Origin of the sequence: Chitinophaga sp. CC14, assembly GCF_048957795.1 — a bacterium.
GTDB lineage: Bacteria > Bacteroidota > Bacteroidia > Chitinophagales > Chitinophagaceae > Chitinophaga > Chitinophaga ginsengisegetis.
Window position 1 is genome coordinate 827,938 of sequence record NZ_JARBFY010000005.1, and the last position, 15,101, is coordinate 843,038.

Sequence of the window (15,101 nt, forward strand, 5' to 3'; positions counted from 1 at the left end):
GTTAGTTCCATAACTTCGGATCTTTGCCCCTGTTTTTCCGCCACTCATTGCGCCAGCGGTGGATATCGTACGAGTTAATCGCCGGCATAGGCTTGCGGGCTTTGGCATCCGGGATGTCCGGTACCGGCATCGCTTCCTTTGCATACCAGTAGGCCACGCTGGCGAGGTCCAGTGTCATCTCGTTATTATGACCATGCTCGATGGTAAACTTCAGCGACTTGCTGAAGTAGATGGGGTCAGTAATGTGAAAGCGATAGAGATGTGTGCGGCCCAGTGTACCGATATCGTTATTCACCCTTGCATATCCAAAATACGGATGCGTGTATAGTACTTTTGGTCCCCAGGCAGTATTAAAATAATCTTCTGTACCCGTGCCATTGAGGGATGGTTTTGTTTCTCCATCTATAAAAATCATATCATCCCCTTCCCCATACCACAAAGGCGTAGGCGATTGCACGTAATAATTCATGCCGATGAAATGCCCTTCGCCTTTAATATCCGCTACTACATAGTTGTTGCGGCCATCGGTATTTTGTCCTTCGGGGCCAAACATCCAATGTTCGTTCTCGATGCTATCCTGCGATCCCATGAGCTGTTTGTTGTACCAGGCATGAAAGCGGCCGGTGTTGGCGGGCAGTTTGGGCATTTCCACATAGTCCACACAGAAATAAAAAGGTTGTATTTCCGTACCCGACTGGTTCTCTATTTCTATTCTTGCACCGTTGGAAAAAGGCATGGCAAAATAGCTCACCATGCTTGTGCCGTCCATTGGCGCCGCTGCCAGCGGCAGCGATGTAAAAGGATAAGATTCGTTCCATCCCTGTCCGAAAAAAGGGCCTATAGGCGATATTACGGAAGGATATGGTTTGCCATCCCAATACATGCGGATGATCACATCGTTGCGGCTTAGTTTATCCGGGGCGGGCCACATGGTGATCCAGATATGATTGATAATGCCCGGACCTTTGATATCCACCAGCGTTCTTTTGCCGCCGTTTTCGATGTGTTGCAGGTTATCGTTGGGACCGCCGGCCCTGTCGTAACTGCTGATCCGTTTTGTGGTAACATGCTCCCTGATCTGCGCCAGACCTGCAAGATCCTGCGCCTGTAAGCCAGTATACGATAGTATGAGTAATAAGAAAACGAGTTGTTTCATGCGATTAAATTTATTTTGTTGGCACCTCCCAATGATCAGTGCGGAAAGGCGCTACCGGCAAACCATTTTTACTGAACAGGTTACCGATAGCGGTGTTACTGAAAGCGTAGCGTACGGCTACGGGTTGCTTCACTTCATTGCTCCATACTACCAGTGCGTTGTTTTTCACAGTAGCCCTGGCGGGATAAAACTGCCGGTCGTTTCCAGCGATGAATACTTCCGTTAGGCTATCCCCTTTTATTAATAGTCCCTGTTGTGCATGTTCAAAGGAGATGATCACTTTATCTTTCCTGATCATCATCTCTTTAAACAAAGGATTTCTGTAGATAAATCCCTGGCGGTGATAAGTTTCTCCCAACGCCCAATTAGCCAGCCGGTAGCCTACATCATGTTTATTGGCCGGATGCACATCGTATACATTGCCGGTAATATCGGTGGTTACTATCATACCCGTATTGGGATGCTGCATACTTTGTTGCTGTGCTTCCCTCAACAGGGCGCCGGTATTTTTTTCGCGGTAATTGAACGGGGCTATCTGTACAAAATAAAAGGGAAACGATTGATGCCACGCATTGCGCCATGCATCTATCATAGCAGTAAATAACAACCGGTACGTGGCGGCGGTGCCGGTATTATTTTCTCCCTGGTACCAGATAGCGCCGGCGATGGTATAGCTTGTAACCGGCGCCAGCATAGCGTTCCAGGCTACGCCTGCCAGGTGCGGACACATTCCATTGGGTAGTATGTGGGTAGCTGCCTCCTTTAATACCGGGTTATTGCTGATGATGCTATCCGGCGTCCATACTTCTGCAGCAGTGCCGCCCCAGCTCGCATCTATAAGGCCGATGGGTACATTCAACTGTTCGTTTAGTTTCCTCCCGAAGAAATAGCCGACAGCACTAAAGGTATTCAATGCGGCGCTGTCGCACGTAGCCCATTGCGCGGTTACATCATCCTGTGGATGTGCTGCAGTGGTTTTGGCAATTTTAAAGAAACGGATATTGCTGTTATAAGCTGTAGGCTGAATGGCTTTGATATCTTTCAGTCCCCAGTTGCCGCACATTTCCATATTGCTTTGCCCGGAGCACACCCATACTTCGCCCAAGAGGATGTTTTGCAATTCAATAGTATTCTTTCCTTTCAGCGTGATGGAGTAAGGACCGCCGGCGGCAGGTGTAATAATGGTAGTGATCCAACCGGCATCACCCGCCGTGGTTACCGTGTATACCTGCTGATTCCAGGAAGTGGTAATGGAGATACGTTCTCCCGGATCTGCCCAGCCCCATAGCTTTACCTGGCTTTGCTGTTGCAGTACCATATTGCTGCTGAGCACCTTTGGCAAACGGATATTTGCCCGCGAGGATAATACGCAGCTGGTGAGTAACCATAGCAGCAGAGGAACTTTCATCTTCATACAACTATTTAAGCATGGTGTTGATCAATGATTTGGCGGGTTCGCCGATCGCCGACTTTTGTGTTACTTCCCAGTAGCTCTGGTGTTGTTCTATCTGGATCTGTGAAGTGATGATCCAGCTTTGTATCCAGCCGCTCAGCGTACACCAGGCGCCCCAGCCTGCGTCTGAATTGGATGCCCAGTAATCCCACCGGCCATAATCGAATGCGCGGAACCAGGCGCCGTCGAGATCTTTGTGTTTACTGCTTTGCACTTGTATCCGGGTGAGATAGGCTGACAATTTATCGGTGGCTTCTTTATACTTTTTATTGCCTGTTGCGCGGGCAGCTTCATTCAAACTAAACAGCGCAAAATTACAGGTGTATAACTGACACGATACTTTTTCCCCGTTTTTGAAAATGAGCGAGCCTTCATCGGAACCGTAAGCAGAATTAGTGTTCAGCGGGTTGAACATGCCTTTTCCTTTTACGCCCAGTTCTTCCCTGATAGCACCGCTTTCATCCTGGTACTTCATGATTTCGGTGACCATTTTATCGAGCCACTGCCGGTGTTCCGGCGTATCTTCCACTCTCACCAGCCAGGCCAGTGGAAGGATCATACGCGCGCGTTGTGTTTGCATACTGCTGCCCCAGCGCCAGTTGTCGGGGTAGCTTTCCATTGTTACTTTAATGGCATTTTTTGTTTTAGTCAGCAGTGGCTCATATTTGGTTTTGTTATAGAGCCATAGGTACAGCGCCCACATCCACGATTCAAAATGCGGGGAAGGATGTACCAAAGACCGGTTGCTGTAAAACTGCCAGCCGTTTTTGATGATATCTTTTTCTTCCAGCCGTTCGCCGCGGAAGCCGTCTTTGCCGGTGGTTCTGAAGTTGGCCAGTATGGCGGCGGCCATCTCCTGGTCCCACTGGTTAGTATTCATGTAGGCAGAAGCGCCGATGATACCGAGTATGGCCCTTGAATTATCATCTCCGTAAAAGGTAGTAGGGTTAGGCGTTGCCCAACCGATGAGGCCATACGCGGAACTGTTGGGATCGCGCTTTGGACCGGCCCTCATATTGGAGGTTTTCAGCGTATAGTTGATCAGGTTTACCGCGTTTTGCTGATAGCTTTTATTATTCAGTAATCTGCCTGCGGCAGATAAGGCCATGCTTACTTCCCCCTGCACATCTGCACGCATCCAGTAGCGGTATTGCTGGGTGCCATCGTAGTTGATGGTGGAGGTATGTCCTTCCATGATACCGAGCGAGCCGTCGCCATCCGGTTTATCAGCACTTATAGGCGGACCGGTTGGCATTTCGCGGGAATTGTATTCCTCCCATTCTTTTGCCCAGGCCGGATGCACAAAGAAGCGGCCGTGAAAGAACCAGGCCGTTCCCTTCCGGATGGCGTTGAGCCTTGCAGTGGCCGGCAGTGGCGCGTTACGGGTGTACATGGGCTTTACATCCATTGGCCAGTGCTTTATGGTAAGATCCGGGTTGCCGGTCATACGGGCAAGGATATACGTCCATACCTGTTTCATGGACGCCGCAGGGCCGTAACGGCCTCTCTCAAAATTACTCAGCGCAGTGGTGGCAATAAAAACATTGTCCTGTTTGAAAAGCAGCGGGTATGATTTGGTGCTGTCCAGGCCGTATTCTGCTTTATCGAATCCCACCACTTTAGCCAGTACAATCAGCGGATCAGTTGCGGTAACGGGCAGGATATAACAGTTATGGATGCCCAGCACGCTCATCAGCTGTAATGGCGCGCCGAAATCGCCGGTTGTTACCACGCCGCGCTCCAGGCGTGTTTCCAGCGGTTTCGCGGGAGTATCAAGCCCCGGGAATGCGGCAGGGTATTCCACGTATAGCTGCAGGTGTTTTTGTTTGGCAGCAGCCAGCACTTCTTCCGTGATGCGTTCCTTTGGATCAATTGCCGGGTAGGTATCCGATACAATGAATACCGCGGCGCCATCGGTGGCAGCGGCAATAGCGGCAGCCGGTGTGCTGAACTGTTTCAGTTTGTATCCCTCCTGTACTAAGAGGAGATAGAGGCCGTTTTTATTGCTTCCGCAAAACAACAGCGTTTTATCTTTTGCATAAACCTGCAGGCAGTTGCACAACAGGCAGATCAGGATGCTCAGCAGTATTTTCTTTTTCATGGGTTGCTTTTTAACTGGTTCAGCAGGTGAAGTGAGGTTGCCTGTAACTTAGCAGCGGCGCCGGTTTCCAGGAACGACCATTTGCCGGGTCCGGCCTCATATCCTCCTTCTGCGAATCCTTTTATATCGGGCATATAGCCAATAGTATTTTCGGCATATGCCGCAACGAGTGTATATGGAAACGGTGATGCTTTTTCTATTTCCAGCGCTGTAGTGGTAAATGGTTCACCCGGCAGGAAAACGATGGCCAGCTGGCCGATGACGATAGCGTTTATCCGTGCACGTGCGTCTTCTTTATTAGTGACGGCGGTGGTGCGTATTCCGAAGCTGATTTCATCGTGCGCAAACAGCAACTCAGGCTTCAGCAGTTTGTTCTGCGCCTCCTGTTGCACTACTGCCGCCAGTGCGGCGCCATGTTGCTTTGCAGCAGCAGGGCCTTCGGATACCGTAGGCGGATTGATATCGCCGGCAGCGCCGTTAAGAAATAGTACCATGCCATGATCACCGGCGGCTTCCAACGCATTGCAGAGTTCCCCCGGAAAATCCGGCGATACATGCGGCAGGCACATTTCATGAACAGGGTGACAAACCGCATGCACTACTGTAGCGATGATCCCCTGCTCCCCGGTGAACCGCAGCGTATGTACGCGGCGATCCGCCGGTTCACGAAGCATCAGTTCGGGTGCAATGGGCTGCATGGAATCGGACATCACAATGCCCGTTGGCGTGGGAATGCGGCGTTGCAGCGAGTAGCCTTCCAGCACCCCGCAGCTGATGCTTACATTACACTCCTTTGCATCGCTCAAGGCTATACGAATAGCGCTATGTATTTTTTGCTGTACTTCGTGTAGCCATGTGCGGTATACAGGCGTTAAATACAGTGCCGACAACGCCACCGATTCCGGTGCATTATGTGTATGCGTGCACGTTATGATAATGTGCTCCGGCGGTATTTCATCCGACAGCCCCTGCTTGAATGCCTGCCACCCGCCGGTAGCCGTATCGCTTAACCCTAACAGGTCCAGCGATACCAGCACCACGGTGGTATCTACAGTGATGAGCGCCAGCACCCTGGTTTTCAGCGGCAACCGCACCGAAGTAAAAGGATCGTAACGCCCTTCCACCGAAGAGGTAAGCAATCCCACTTCCAGCGGCGGGGTGATATCCGCTACCGCTGTTCCTGCACGTAATATGGAATGATTCATCAATTACTTGTTTTGTTTCTTCACCCATTGCAATGACTGCTGCCAGAAGGCATCATACCCTTCCCATAATTCAAAATTGATTCCCCAGTGCGGCGCGGGATCAGACATGTATGTTAATACCCGCCCTTTGCCATAGCTGCCGGCTACAACCAGCGGGTGACCGGTTTCTTTTACCCGTACCAGTACTTCGCCGGTACCGGCGGCACTTACTTCGTTGTAACCAAATATCGGCGGGAAGGTATGCCACGGCAATCCTTTCACCGCGGGATGATCAGGCGCCAGTACTTCTGCCGTAAATCCTGCGGAAGATTCTACCAGGTCTTCGGTTACAAGACATTTGACCGGCAGCGCATCGGTAAGCGTACACCTGCCCCATCCTGATTTGCCTTGCACACCGCTAAACGATAACCAGCCGCCAAGCATCATCAGCCCGCCGCCATCATTGATCCATTCTTTGATGAGGGTAAGCCTGTCGGGGAATGTAACCACTTTATTTTCCCGCCGGGAGCGGTCGAAAAAACTGGGATAGAGATGGAAACATTTTGCTTCCACATCGCTGATAATAAGACTTACCGATTCTTCCAGGAAGGTTTCCAGCTTACCCGGCGCAAGGCGGTACAGCTCCCAGTTGGCAAGCGTGGTAACATCCGCTACATGTTCCAGTGCTTCCGTTAAGCGTTCGCCGTAAAAGTGCAGATCCGCATCTTTTGTTTCTGTACCAAAAGGTGTTTCTATAAACGTAGGACCCAGGTGAAATACCCAATCTCCCAAATACAGTACGTGTTCTTCTTTTGTCCTGACTTCTTTTTTAACAGACATAATTATTTTTTTATACTTTTTGAGATAAAGATTCGAAGGATTGCTGCTCCAGTACAGCTCTGTTCACCGTTGCCCTGGCGGCCAGCCACGACAAGTACCTGTTGGCCATCTTTCTAAAAACAAAAAATAACACCAGCGAACCACACAACAACCCTGCACATTGCCCATAACGTGCAAACCATGCCTGTGTTAATCCTGTGATCAGCATAGCCGTAGCTGCAAAGCCAATTACGGCAATACCCATTCCGCGTATGATTGGTTGTATCACATGTCCACTGTGTTGCTTCCACCAACCCAGTGGACGCGCACGTTCATAAAATGAATGCAGCAGTTCCGCCGGATCAGGCGGTGTGAGCAATGCAACAGTAACCCACAGCGCTGTAGTAAGCGCCATCACCACCAATGTTTGCCACCACCACGGCAGCACAAGCTGCGATGCCCAGGGTACATGCAGGTACATCAGCAGTTTTGGACCTAACACCACTATGCAGAAAATAGCGGCGCCGCCGAAAGATGCAGCGATACGCGCCGCGCCATTGAAGCGCCACCACCACCATTGTGCCCAGTTGGCCGGCAGTTCTGCAGCGCTGAGTTGTAACATAAAAATGGCTACGTCGGTAATAATGCTCACGTTGAATACCACCGCCACGGCCAGTGAAAGGATGAGTGCCATTCCCAGCTTTCCGATAAGCATGTAATGTTTTTCGCTGGCGTTTTTTACAAACCAGCGCCGGTAGATATCACTTACCAGCACCTGGCTGCCGAAGTTGAGATTATCGCCTACGGTAGACATGGTAGCTGCCATCATAGCGGCCACCAGCAACCCCATTGCGCCGGCAGGCAGCATTGTTTTCATGAGCTTTCCGTAAACCAGTTCCCTGTCGGCCCCTTCCACGCGCAGTTCCGGCCATATAACGGCAGCGGATATACTTGGAAGCGTAACCAGCAGTAACAGCAGGAACATGCTGAGCGCAGTTACCACATACATAGTCAGCGCCTCCGCCGGTGTGCGGGTAGACAGGATCCGTTGTCCTTCCATTGCACCGCCCATAGGCGCCGCATCACCGCCGTAGCCAATGCTTTGCCCTACCATCCAGGCCATAGCGGCAGCCAGCGGAAATACCGGATGTTCGCCCGGTGGCATCAGTTGTAATACTTCAGGATGTGTACTATTGAAAGCGTGTCCCAGTGCGGCAGTCATGGCAGCAGCGCCGCCGAAATATGAAAGCGTAAGCGCTGCCAGTGTAAGCGTGCCCGCAAAAAATATCACCATCTGGATCAGGTTGGAAATCACCACTCCCTTGTATCCTGAAAAGAAAACAAACAGGAAAGAGATGGGCACTACGAGGTACAGTGTTTCCGCCTTTGTGAGTCCGAATGCTGGACCCATAATTTTATACGCCGCCAGTAAGGTGATGCCCGTCCATGCCGGCATGGCGATCATGGAAGTACGGATGGCAATCCATAAGCGCATGGCTGCAGCCGCACGCGGGGGAAAACGAAGATCATAAAACTCCAGCGTGGTGAAGAGATTCAGCCGTCGCCAGAAAACGGCAAACAGTACGCCGCCAAAAAACAAGGCGAGTCCGAACCGGCTCAGGTACCACCAGGAGATAAAAGCGCCCGTTACTACAGCAAGGCCGCCATAACCCGTAGCCGCATCCGGACTTACCAATGCGGCCGTATAAGAAATGCCATTCAGCCAGCCGGGTATTTTCCGGCCACCGAGGAAAAAGTTTTCCAGGTTGGAGCCGGAGAAACGCCGGTGCCAGAAAGACATGCCCAGCATGAGCAATAAATAACTGATAACTATCCACAGATCCAGTTGATTCCAGTTCATAAAATTCATTTACCCGTTGATGATAGTATACCAGCCAAACGTTCCGCCAGTGGCGCCAGCGCTGGCAGGTTATTTTCCGGTTTATCGAGATAGAAATAAACAGTGGCGGAATAATTATCCAACCGGTAAAAATTGACCCAGCCGTTGGGGAATTTTTCATCAAAGAGATCCGGGTAACCAGGTTCTTCCAGGATTTTAACGATGGTGGCCGGCGTGGTCACTGTTACTGCTTTCAAATGCGCGCCCGCTTTTACAATTTCTCTCAGCTGATCTCTTCCGCCTCCGCCCATTTGCTGGATCACAACGCGACAACCACTGTGGAAATAAACCGGGTCAGGAATATGATAGCGATAGAAAGCATATTGTTTTTTTGCAGCGTCTGCAATGGGGCAGCCCTGGTAAAGGTGTGCAAACACGCCCTGTCCCCAGCCGGTGCCTATATAATCCTCTGTGCCGGTACCAGCCAATGTAGGATACTGCGTATCATCGTCCAGGTACATCTTTACCTCGCCCTCACCAAACCAGGTATTGCCATACGCGGTATCCGCTATTACGCTCATGTTGCTGCCGAGGTAACGGCCTTTCCCTTTGATGGCGGGCAGCATTTCAAAATCATCTCCCAGTTTGGTTTGTTGATTACTGCTCCAATACGCATGAAAATACAGCAGGTCTTTTTGCGGCTTCTTCAGCGCGGTGATGTTCACATCATAAAACAGCAGGTGTGTTTCCTTTGATTCATTCACCAGTACTATCCTTGCATGTTTATTAAAAGGCATAGGGATATAGCTGTTAAAAGATCTTCCTTCCGGATCGGAAAACAGGGCGCATTGAAACGCAGTTCTGCGTGCCAGCCCGATGCCGAAGAAATCGCCCAAAGGCACGGACACAGCGGGTTTGGATGCGCCTTCCCAATACATATCGATGTGAATGGACCGCAGCGATTCCGGTTTATGGGAAGTGGTGAGCCAGATCCTGTTAATAACAGCAGGGCCGTCATAATCCAGTAAAGTCACACTGCCGCCTGCTTTCAGCGTATCGCATGCGTGTCCTTTGGCGCCTTTGTTTTCTATTCCTGCCTTCCCTTTGGCGCCGGAGCGGTTTTCAAAGCTGATCCAGCGGGTATCTGCATCTGCCGGAAACTTATACAGCTCCTGCGCCGCCAGGTTCAATGGCAGAAGGATTAACATCATCAATATTATTTTCATCCGGTTTATTTTTTTACCATCCTGGGTTTTGCAGGAGATTAGGATTTTTATCAGTTTCAGATTTCAGCATGGGCCACAGGTAATGTTTCTTTTCAAAAACCCTCCGTTCAAAAACGGTTCTTTTAAAGAAGACAGGATCTGTTTTTGATTCTCCTGCATAGATATTCAGCCCATACATGTTGGCGTTGTCTGTTGTTTCAGAGATCTTCCAGCGGTGGCAGTCGAAATACCGGTGCGATTCAAACGCCATCTCTATCTGTCGTTCGTGATGAATGCGTTCACGCATTTCATCTTTCCCTAATCCGCCAGGCAGCGCGGGCAGCCCGGAACGGTTCCTGATCAGGTTTACGTATTTATACACGTCTGCCACGGGGCCCTGTGCTTCATTGAGGGCTTCTGCATAGTTGAGGTATTGCTCTCCCAGCCTGAAGAAAATCCAGGTGCGCAGCGTTCTCTTCTCCTGTGGTTTAAAAACAAAATTCGGGTCAGATAATTTCTTCAGCAGATAACCTGTTACACTGTAATTCCCTCCGCCGGCGCGTTGCTTTCCGTCGGCGCCTTTAAACCAGAATTCCAGTCCGCCGGTACGTGTTTTCCATACCGACCCGGAGAAGTTAATGCTGGCATAGAACCGTGGCTCACGGCCCACGTACATGTTGCTGGTGCCGGCTACATACAAATTATCCGGCCCCGGTGCATCCGTAAAGCCGGTTTCCGTATAACCTGACAGCGGGTTGATGATGGGTGAATGATCGCCGGTATAACCGGTGATGGGGCGTTGTCCGTTGGCCATTTCATACTGGTCCACGATATCCTGTGTAGGCGCATGTAAAGTAAAGCCAGCAAGACTAAGCGGTTCATTATAAACATCCAGTCCGTCGTAAGTGCCATCGTTATAGGCAAAAAATACTTCCTGGTTGTTGTTCATGTAAAATATTTCCTGGTAGTTTTTCACCGGGTTGTTACCGGGAGAAGTATACAGCGCGTAACCGGCGGCCTGTGTCTGATCGATACAGGCTTTTGCGGCATCAGCTGCTACCTGCCAGCGGCTGGCGTCATAGGCGGGGAACAAGGCCACGCCTTCATGATCTTTTACATTCACATAATCGGGGTTGCCATTAAACAACGGGCTGGCCATATACAGCAGCATTCTTGCCTTCAGCGCCAGTGCGGCAGATTTTGCGGGCCGGCCGTATTCTGTTTCGGAAGTAATACGTGGCGGCAGCAGTGCAGCTGCCTGATCGCATTGTGATACGATGTATGCCACGCATTTCTCCAGGGGTTGCCGCCGGATACTTTTAAAATCGGTGTCCAGCGAAATGCTGCTGTCGGCGATAGGCACGGGGCCGTAGAGCCTTACCAGCAGGAAGTGATAGAATGCGCGCAGGAAGATGGCTTCTCCTTTCTGCCGGTCCCGAGCTTCCTTTGTATAGAACTGATCCAGCGGTACTTTGTCGATGTTTTCAATAAAGATATTTGCCTTACGCAGGCCCGCATAATTCCTGGCCCAGGGATTAATCACGGTGGAGTTGGGATCCCACGCACCGGAAGTCATGCTGTTACAGAACGATGGCGGGTAAAACTGTTTCAGTTCATCGGCAGCGCCATGAAAGGGATTGTCTTTATTGTCTGCCCATACCATTTCGTCGGGCAGATGTGAGTATACGTTAGTGAGATAGTTATTGGCGTAATCGCGGTTAGAGAATACGTTGGCAATAGTGAGATCATCATCCGGCGCTTTATCCAGGAAATCTTTTTTACAGGATATGGCTGCCACGAGAAGGAACAGGAACGTACAATATGTTGTGATCGTTTTCATCCTAATGATTTTAATGCTTTAAAAATTTACCTGTACACCTGCATTGATGCTGCTTTGCAGCGGGTAGAGACTTTCCCCGTTATCAATTTCAGGATTCGCTATTTTGATATGATCCCATACGGCGAGGTTGGTGCCATTCATAAATGCACGGACGCTGCTGATACCGACCTTTTTTGTGAGCGTTTTGGTAAACGTATACCCGATCTCTGCAGATTTCAGGCGCAGGTAGTTGCCGTTTTTCATGTAGAGGGTACTGGTTACATAGTTGTTGGTATTATTGATATCAATTACGGTAGGATATTTGGCATTGGTATTATCGGCTCCCGGTATCCAGCGGTTGTCGTATACTTCGCGCATCACGTTGTAATTGCCTACACCACCTGTAAAGGCATAGGAGCTGCGGCCGCTGAGCAGGTAGCTTGTTTTGGCTGCGCCGGTAAAAAAGATGCTCATGTCTACTCCTTTCCACGCCACGGTGCCGCCGAAGCCGTACATAATTTCCGGATTGCGTGCGTAGCCGAAATAGGTTCTGTCGTCGGGTGTTATTTTGCCATCTCCGTTCAGGTCGCGGTACTTGATATCACCGGGGCGTATCACCGACTGCAGCGTTGTTTGCGAAGGACTCTTGTCGATGTCTGCCTGGTCTTTGAACAGGCCGAGGGCTTCATAACCGAAGGGGCGGTCGATGCTTTGCCCGCGGCTGTTCTGGTAAGCCAGTGGTCTTACCGGAGAATCATCTTCTACTATTTCATTGTGGGCATAGGTGAAGTTGCCCTGGATGGAATAGTAGAAGCCTGATCTTGTTTTGTTTTTTATTTCGATGTTGCCATCTACACCTTTATTGTTCACTATTCCGAGGTTGGCATAGGGTATGATCCCTGCCGGATAACCTGCTGATATGGGTATTTGCTGCCGTGCGATGAGGATACCATTTCTGCGTTCCTTGAACGCATCTACAGTGAGCGTAACTTTTCCGTTGAGCAGTTCCATGTCTACCCCGACATTCCCTTTGGTGGCTACTTCCCAGGTTACGTTCTGATTGCCGATGCGGCTTTCCATGAAGGCGCCGGTCTGGTAGGTTTGGTTGGCGCCAAACATGTAATACGGATCAAACCAGGTGTGGCCGGGGGCTTTATCGATGGTGGTCTGGAACAGGAACCGGGCGCCGCCTATCTGGTCGTTACCAACCTGCCCGTAGGAGCCTCTTATTTTCAGGAAGCTGATGATATCTTTATTCCAGAAATTTTCATTGGACACGAGCCAGCCGGCAGCTGCAGAGGGGAAGAAGCCATACCGTTTTCCTTTGGGAAAGTTTTCCGACCCGTTGTATCCGACGTTAAATTCCAGCAGGTATTTTGAGTTATAGTCGTAGGTAACGCGACCGGCGAGCCCTTGTCTCCTGAAAGGAATGTTGCCGATAGAGCTGCCCGCGAGCAGATCTACATACTCACGCCGGTTGCCCAGTATAAGCCCTCCTATCCGGTGATTTCCAAAGGTGCGGTCGTAGTTGGCAGATACTTCCAGGTAAGCGGCGCGGTTGGCGCCGGAGTTGGTGTAGTAGCCCAGCGCCTGTTCTGTTTTGATGAGCTGATACTGATCCACGCCGTTGGCATCCGGACCGAGGTACTGGTAAGACGCGGGGCTTTTAACGCGCACGGTGGTCATGGCGCCGTAGTAGTCGTATGCAAAGAGTCCTCTCAGCTTCAGTCCTTTTGTAACCAGCGACGACAAGTCCCAGGTAGCGCCGAGCGAACTTTGAATCGTATTCCGGAACCTTTTCTGGTAGCCGGTTTGCGTACTTTTTGTGAAAGGGTTTTCATTCAGGAAAGTGCCCAGGCCAGGGATAGATCCGTTGGGATTTTTCACCGGGTAAGCATTGTTGGGCGTCCATCTGAGTGCGTCGAATAATTCGGGGGCGCCGCCTTGTAAACCGGGAGCGTTGCCGTTTTCAATGATGCCACCAAGACTCAGGTCCATCGTCAGGTTTTTAGAGAGATTGGCATCTACATTGGATCTGAAGTTGTAGCGTTTTAAGCTGGTGTTGGTTTTATAGGGAACGGATTTATCTTCTTTATAAAGACCATCAACAAACGTATAACCTACATTGGTGTAGTAGCGGAATGTTTGGTTGCCGCCTCTTACGCTGAGGTTATTGATGGTTTGTATGGTATGTTTTTTCAACACCACGTCTATCCAGTCTACGTCGGGGTACAGGTAAGGATCTGAGTGATCTTTGTATTTCTGTACCTGTTCATCTGTATAGAAAGGAGGCTTGCCGATATTCTTCATGGCTTCATTGGCCAGGATGGCGTATTCGTAACTGTTGATATATTTTGGGAAACGCATGCCGGTAAGACGGGCGGTTTCTGTGCGGAACGAAACAATAGGCCGGCCTTCCGCGCCTCTTTTTGTATTGATGAGGATTACGCCGTTGGCGCCGCGGATACCGTAAACAGCGGTAGCTGACGCATCTTTCAGTACAGAGAAGGTTTCAATTTCCTGTACATTCAGGTTGTTCATATCACGCTCAATACCGTCTACCAGGATGAGGGGCGACTTGTTACCCGCAAAGGTGCCGAGGCCGCGGATAAATACGCTGGCGGCGTCAAATCCAGGCTCCGCGGAGTTCTGGCGGGTGATAATACCGGGAAGCCGGCCGCCGATGGTGTTGGACAGGGAAGCGGTGGAAGATTGTTGCAGTTCACTCACCTTTACAGTAGATACGGCGCCGGTAACGGATATTTTTTTCTGGGTACCAAAACCTACAATCACCACATCGTTGAGTTTTTGGTTTTCGAGATCGGGCAGCAATTTTATGACGATCGTTTTCTGATTGCCGGGGTGTATGATCTGTGTTTTATAACCGATGAAGGTAACCGACAGGGAGTCGTTTTCACTGCCGATTTCTACCAGGAATTTTCCAAACACATCTGTCACCACGCCTTTGGGTGTTCCCAATACTTTGATGGTAGCACCGGGCAGGGGTTCTTCTTTTTCGTTGATCACTTTACCCGACAGCACCCAGCTGATGGCTGCTGTTGGTGTGGTGTTTTTTTCTTCCGTCTTTTTTCTTCTTACAATAATAGTGCGGTCCAGCATTTCGTAGGTAAACGGCTGGCCGGCGAAACAGGCGTCCAGCGCCTTATCTACGGGCGTGTTGGTAACGTCGAGGTTGATACGTTTGGCTTCGTTGAGATAGCGGGCATCATAAAAAAAGGTATATCCGCTTTGTTTGCTGATCTGCTGCAATACCTTTTTTAGCGGCGCGTTTTTCTCTGACAGGGTGACCTCCTGTGACCAGGCCGTTGCGCTGACCTGCAGGCAGATACCTGTTAGGAGTAAAGCAGTTAGTTTCATAACCAGGAGTACTTTGGAATGGTTGATAAAGCAATTCCCTGGCACCGGTTTGGATGGGCGCAGATGGTCCTTGCGATGAATGATAAAATTCATACATTTGCGATGTTAAGGTTGAAGGATTTTATTGATACGAAGTCCCCATTAGC

The 15,101-nt window shown here is 50.2% G+C and carries 9 protein-coding genes; all 9 read right to left on the reverse strand.

Annotated elements, in window-relative coordinates; genetic code table 11:
- Position 1 precedes the first annotated feature (1 nt).
- From PV783_RS22910 to PV783_RS22950, 9 genes are read right to left on the reverse strand one after another with little or no spacing between them, the layout of a single operon-like run.
- Positions 2 to 1,156: a glycoside hydrolase family 172 protein gene (locus PV783_RS22910; protein ID WP_420989716.1), complete on the reverse strand. Its 1,155-nt coding sequence runs from the start codon at positions 1,154 to 1,156 to the stop codon at positions 2 to 4.
- A 10-nt stretch (positions 1,157 to 1,166) separates the two neighbouring features.
- Complete coding sequence (locus PV783_RS22915) at positions 1,167 to 2,564, reverse strand: sialate O-acetylesterase (protein WP_420989717.1); 1,398 nt, start codon at positions 2,562 to 2,564, stop codon at positions 1,167 to 1,169.
- A 10-nt stretch (positions 2,565 to 2,574) separates the two neighbouring features.
- Positions 2,575 to 4,710, reverse strand: a complete 2,136-nt coding sequence (locus PV783_RS22920) for a hypothetical protein (protein ID WP_420989718.1) — start codon at positions 4,708 to 4,710, stop codon at positions 2,575 to 2,577.
- On the reverse strand, positions 4,707 to 5,915 hold the full coding sequence (locus PV783_RS22925) for a hypothetical protein (protein WP_420989719.1): 1,209 nt from the start codon (positions 5,913 to 5,915) through the stop codon (positions 4,707 to 4,709). Before PV783_RS22925 ends, PV783_RS22920 begins: the two co-directional genes overlap by 4 nt.
- Before the next feature lie 3 nt (positions 5,916 to 5,918).
- Entirely contained in the window at positions 5,919 to 6,734 is an 816-nt protein-coding gene (locus PV783_RS22930; RefSeq protein WP_420989720.1) for a glutamine amidotransferase, read from the reverse strand.
- 10 nt (positions 6,735 to 6,744) lie between these two features.
- Positions 6,745 to 8,574: a sodium:solute symporter family transporter gene (locus PV783_RS22935; protein ID WP_420989721.1), complete on the reverse strand. Its 1,830-nt coding sequence runs from the start codon at positions 8,572 to 8,574 to the stop codon at positions 6,745 to 6,747.
- A 5-nt stretch (positions 8,575 to 8,579) separates the two neighbouring features.
- Entirely contained in the window at positions 8,580 to 9,779 is a 1,200-nt protein-coding gene (locus PV783_RS22940; RefSeq protein ID WP_420989722.1) for a glycoside hydrolase family 172 protein, read from the reverse strand.
- A 13-nt stretch (positions 9,780 to 9,792) separates the two neighbouring features.
- A complete protein-coding gene (locus tag PV783_RS22945; RefSeq protein WP_420989723.1) occupies positions 9,793 to 11,598 on the reverse strand; it encodes a RagB/SusD family nutrient uptake outer membrane protein in 1,806 nt (601 codons plus the stop codon).
- A gap of 18 nt (positions 11,599 to 11,616) precedes the next feature.
- Positions 11,617 to 15,048 (reverse strand): TonB-dependent receptor, encoded by a 3,432-nt coding sequence (locus tag PV783_RS22950; RefSeq protein ID WP_420989724.1) that lies wholly within the window; start codon positions 15,046 to 15,048, stop codon positions 11,617 to 11,619.
- Between the last annotated feature and the right edge of the window lie 53 nt (positions 15,049 to 15,101).

Bases quoted from the DNA above. Each gene is read 5' to 3' on its own strand.
- PV783_RS22910 (WP_420989716.1), bottom strand. From the start codon at position 1,156: ATGAAACAACTCGTTTTCTTATTACTCATACTATCGTATACTGGCTTA.
- PV783_RS22915 (WP_420989717.1), bottom strand. From the start codon at position 2,564: ATGAAAGTTCCTCTGCTGCTATGGTTACTCACCAGCTGCGTATTATCC.
- PV783_RS22920 (WP_420989718.1), bottom strand. From the start codon at position 4,710: ATGAAAAAGAAAATACTGCTGAGCATCCTGATCTGCCTGTTGTGCAAC.
- PV783_RS22925 (WP_420989719.1), bottom strand. From the start codon at position 5,915: ATGAATCATTCCATATTACGTGCAGGAACAGCGGTAGCGGATATCACC.
- PV783_RS22930 (WP_420989720.1), bottom strand. From the start codon at position 6,734: ATGTCTGTTAAAAAAGAAGTCAGGACAAAAGAAGAACACGTACTGTAT.
- PV783_RS22935 (WP_420989721.1), bottom strand. From the start codon at position 8,574: ATGAACTGGAATCAACTGGATCTGTGGATAGTTATCAGTTATTTATTG.
- PV783_RS22940 (WP_420989722.1), bottom strand. From the start codon at position 9,779: ATGAAAATAATATTGATGATGTTAATCCTTCTGCCATTGAACCTGGCG.
- PV783_RS22945 (WP_420989723.1), bottom strand. From the start codon at position 11,598: ATGAAAACGATCACAACATATTGTACGTTCCTGTTCCTTCTCGTGGCA.
- PV783_RS22950 (WP_420989724.1), bottom strand. From the start codon at position 15,048: ATGAATTTTATCATTCATCGCAAGGACCATCTGCGCCCATCCAAACCG.